Annotated in this window: 4 protein-coding genes, 3 tRNA genes and 1 rRNA gene; all 8 read right to left on the bottom strand. The window is 58.2% G+C overall.

The window, feature by feature from the left end; genetic code table 11:
* A partial coding sequence (locus BVH06_RS18010) for a GTP-binding protein (RefSeq protein WP_256575199.1) occupies nucleotides 1-304 on the bottom strand: 304 nt, incomplete at its 3' end.
* A gap of 84 nt (nucleotides 305-388) precedes the next feature.
* Nucleotides 389-464: transfer RNA gene (locus BVH06_RS18005), tRNA-Thr, on the bottom strand.
* A 27-nt stretch (nucleotides 465-491) separates the two neighbouring features.
* Nucleotides 492-565: transfer RNA gene (locus tag BVH06_RS18000), tRNA-Gly, on the bottom strand.
* 25 nt (nucleotides 566-590) lie between these two features.
* A tRNA-Tyr gene (locus BVH06_RS17995) sits at nucleotides 591-675 on the bottom strand.
* A 145-nt stretch (nucleotides 676-820) separates the two neighbouring features.
* The gene (locus tag BVH06_RS17990; protein ID WP_075931517.1) at nucleotides 821-1,498 is read right to left on the bottom strand and encodes an SPOR domain-containing protein; all 678 of its coding nucleotides are present in this window, start codon (nucleotides 1,496-1,498) and stop codon (nucleotides 821-823) included.
* Nucleotides 1,498-2,259 (bottom strand): pantothenate kinase, encoded by a 762-nt coding sequence (locus tag BVH06_RS17985; RefSeq protein ID WP_075934986.1) that lies wholly within the window; start codon nucleotides 2,257-2,259, stop codon nucleotides 1,498-1,500. The genes BVH06_RS17990 and BVH06_RS17985 overlap by 1 nt, the downstream gene beginning before the upstream one ends.
* A complete protein-coding gene (gene birA / locus BVH06_RS17980) occupies nucleotides 2,249-3,208 on the bottom strand; it encodes a bifunctional biotin--[acetyl-CoA-carboxylase] ligase/biotin operon repressor BirA (RefSeq protein WP_075934985.1) in 960 nt (319 codons plus the stop codon). The genes BVH06_RS17985 and birA overlap by 11 nt, the downstream gene beginning before the upstream one ends.
* 389 nt (nucleotides 3,209-3,597) lie before the next feature.
* Nucleotides 3,598-3,713: ribosomal RNA gene (gene rrf, locus BVH06_RS17975) — 5S ribosomal RNA — on the bottom strand.
* Nucleotides 3,714-3,766: the final 53 nt, after the last annotated feature.

Raw genomic sequence — 3,766 nt, 5'->3', positions numbered from 1 at the left:
CGCCGTCCATCTGGGCAGCACCGGTGATCATGTTCTTGACGTAGTCAGCGTGACCCGGGCAGTCAACGTGCGCGTAGTGACGTACGGACGAATCGTACTCTACGTGTGCAGTGTTGATGGTGATACCACGAGCCTTCTCTTCCGGAGCACTATCGATCTTGTCGAAGTCGACCTTGGCCGAACCGAAAACTTCGGAGCAGACGCGAGTCAGAGCAGCGGTCAGAGTGGTTTTACCATGGTCAACGTGACCGATGGTGCCAACGTTGACGTGCGGTTTGTTACGTTCAAACTTTTCTTTAGCCATTTTGACCGTCCCCGAACGAAGAATTCAGCTAGCGATACCGCCATTAAAACAAAGGCAGATACTTTCATATCTGCCTTTATTAAATGGAGCTCATGAGCGGATTTGAACCGCTGACCTCACCCTTACCAAGGGTGTGCTCTACCAACTGAGCTACATGAGCGAAACACATTGCACGAACAACAAAAGCTGGAGCGGGCAGCGGGAATCGAACCCGCATCATCAGCTTGGAAGGCTGAGGTTCTACCACTGAACTATGCCCGCGGAGCCTGCAGCTCGCGCTTAAATCTGGTGGAGGGAGAAGGATTCGAACCTTCGAAGTCTATGACGTCAGATTTACAGTCTGATCCCTTTGGCCGCTCGGGAATCCCTCCATAAGGAGGCGGCATTCTCTTTATCTGCCACCCTACTGTCAAGCACTTTCTCATTTAAAAACCTGAGCTTAGCGTCGCTAACAGCAACTTCGCATTTCATCCCTAGAGATGACCACCCTGCGAAGCGGGCGCCATTCTATGCATTCTATCGAACGCTTGCAACCCCTTCGCACGGCATTAATTGATGTTGTAAGCCATTGAAGTCCAAAGACAAACGCTCGAGCAGCGAATCATCGACCAAACGCCGGCTTTCCGGGGCGATGCGCACCCAGTGACTGCGATTGGCGCGGGGCAATTCACGCAGCAGAGGCTCGTATCCTGCACGGCGCAGGCGAGAAATCACGCTATCGGCCGAATCGTGGCGGGGAAAGATTCCCAGGGAGATGCCATTGGCCAAGTCGCCCTGGCTGATGATGTAGCTGTCGATCTTTCGCGCCTGCAGCTCACGCAACTGCCTCAGGGAGGCTTGGCGTGAAGCCAAGGGCGGAAGATATACCCAGTAATCGACAGCGCCTGCGGACTCGACAACCTGGCTCTGCGAACGAATATCGAGGCTCAACAGTCGCTGCTCTACCTGCTGCGCCTGAGCCTCCTCGTCGAAACGACCGAGGAACAGACACACCGCCTGCTCAGGCTGCTCCTCTTTCACAGCAGAAGCACGCCGCTCTTGCGGCTTGGACTCACTGAGCAGCTGGATGTCGCGCCTGCTGTCCTGATACAGAGAGAGCGGCGCCACCTCTTTCGCCTGCATGGGCACCTGCTGCTGATGCCATACGTAATAGAAGGCATTGAGCACCACCAACAGCATGAAGATCCAGCGCATCACTTCTCCCCCGCCACCGGACAGGCGATCGCCAGGCCGATGAAGACCAGATCAGGCACCACCCGGGCAGCCGGCACCCACTCTGCGGCCATTGCCGCATCTCCCCCCGTCAGAAACACAGCAACATCACCTGCACATTGCTGGCGGGCCAGTTCGATCTGGGTATTCACGAAACCGCGCAGCATCAGCCGGCATCCACGCTCCACCGCTTCAGCGGTAGAACGCCCCGGCACCAGACTGTCGCCAGCGCGCTCTGCAGCAGCGTTGTCATAGCGAATACGGCGGGTGTGAGTGAGCAACTGGCTGCGCATCAGCGGCATGCCGGGACATATGAAACCACCCAGGTGGACGCCATCTGCCCCCACGAAATCCGAGGTAATGGCCGTGCCGAGATCCAGGACCAGACAAGCGCCCTGCTCCAGACTGTAGGCACCGACGACAGCGAGCCATCGATCGAGCCCCAGGCGCTGATAATCCAGATAGCCGTTCTGCACACCAGCAAGCACCTGCGCAGGCGTTGCTACCTGGCAGTCGACCGCGAAGCGCTCGGACAAGGCGGCACAAAGCAGGCGTGTTTCATCATCGGCGCGCACGCTGACCAAGCGACAGGCCGACAGTTGCCGCGAAAAACGATCAGCCAACGCGGCAATGAGCTCCTGGCCATTATCAGCTACGCCACTGGCGATCACCGCACCAATGCCTACCCGCGGCAAGACACGCCATTTGATGAAGCTGTTACCGCAGTCAAGCTCAAGAATCATCATGCAACCTCAAACTGAGCTCACCACCGCTGAATACCTTTTCCCGGCCGTCGACCTCCAGGCGCAGAGCACCCGTATCATCGACCCCGAGCACACGCCCTTGAATGGACTGCGCTCCGGCCACAAGCATCGCCAAACGGCCCTGCCAAAGGTGATTGGCCTCCCACTGCTCACGCAGCGAGGCAAAACCATTGACCTGGTGCATCTGGAGATATCGCTCCAACTGGCGATTAAGACTGGCGACGAACTGGTTACGGTCAATCTGACGGCCCAGAATCTGGCGCAGCGATGTCCAGGGCTGATCGATAGTCTCGCCCCGAGGCGTCATCCGCATATTGATATTCACGCCGATACCGATCACCACGTGACAAATGTCGGCGGGGTCACCGGAGAGCTCCAGCAATATCCCGGCGGCCTTACGGCCACCGACCAGCAAATCGTTGGGCCACTTCAAGCCGGCATCCTCGACGCCCGCCTCACGAAGTGCGTGCAGGAGCGCGAGCCCCACGACAAGGCTGAGCCCCTCGAGCTGGCGCATCCCACCACTGATCCGCAGCACCAGGCTGTAGTAAAGGTTCTCCCCAAAGGGACTTGCCCAGCTTCGCCCGCGACGACCGCGCCCGGCAGTCTGCTGCTCGGCAATGATCAGAAATGGCGGCACAGCGCCGGACGCCAGATGGCGGAGCGCTTCTGCATTAGTGGAATCGACTTGCTGCAGCAAAGTGACCGGAAACGAGGAGGACGCGGCAAGCACATCAGCCGTCAACAGTGACAGGGGCGTCTCGAGCCGGTAGCCACGGCCGCGAACCTTGTGGATCAGCAGATCGAACTCGGCCTCGAGCGCCTGCAGACGCTTCCAGATAGCGGCCCGGCTCACGCCAACAGCCGCCCCCAGCTCCTCACCAGAGTGAAACTGCCCATCCTGTAGAAGTCGCAACAAAGATTGCATGCCTAACCTGCCCTGCTTCAAGGAGCGCATGATAACGATGCACTCGGCTGCTGCCTACAAGACCAGGGCGCATTCACCCTGATCAACAGGGAGATTCGCTGCGCACCGGCAGGAGATAGTCGAGCGCTCCATTTCCTCCGTGCAGCTCTCTGGGTTACGCCTTCGGCTAACCCAGGCTACGAGAGTTCTATGCGCACCCGTAGGGTGGAAGACGCTTCATCCTTCCACCACAAACTCCCGTAGCCTGCGGTTGAGCGAAGCGATACCCAGGTCAGCGTGCTTTGCTTTCTGGTCGCCTGCCTGGCGCCGCCGGGTCTTAGGCCTTTTAATTTTCCAGCCCAAAAGACGAAACCCCAGACCTCTGTCGAGATCTGGGGTTTCTTATAGAAGCTTGACGATGACCTACTCTCACATGGAGAAGCTCCACACTACCATCGGCGATGCGTCGTTTCACTACTGAGTTCGGGATGGGATCAGGTGGTTCCAACGCTCTATGGTCGTCAAGCAAACTGGTTGCTGCTTCGGGGTTTAGCCGCTGCAGCGAATTGGGTATGTGAT

The sequence above is a fragment of the Pseudomonas sp. PA27(2017) genome (assembly GCF_001945445.1).
Classification (GTDB): Bacteria; Pseudomonadota; Gammaproteobacteria; order Pseudomonadales; family Pseudomonadaceae; genus Aquipseudomonas.
The sequence above is the reverse complement of the archived record's forward strand: the minus strand, read 5'-3'. Positions and strand labels throughout refer to the sequence as shown.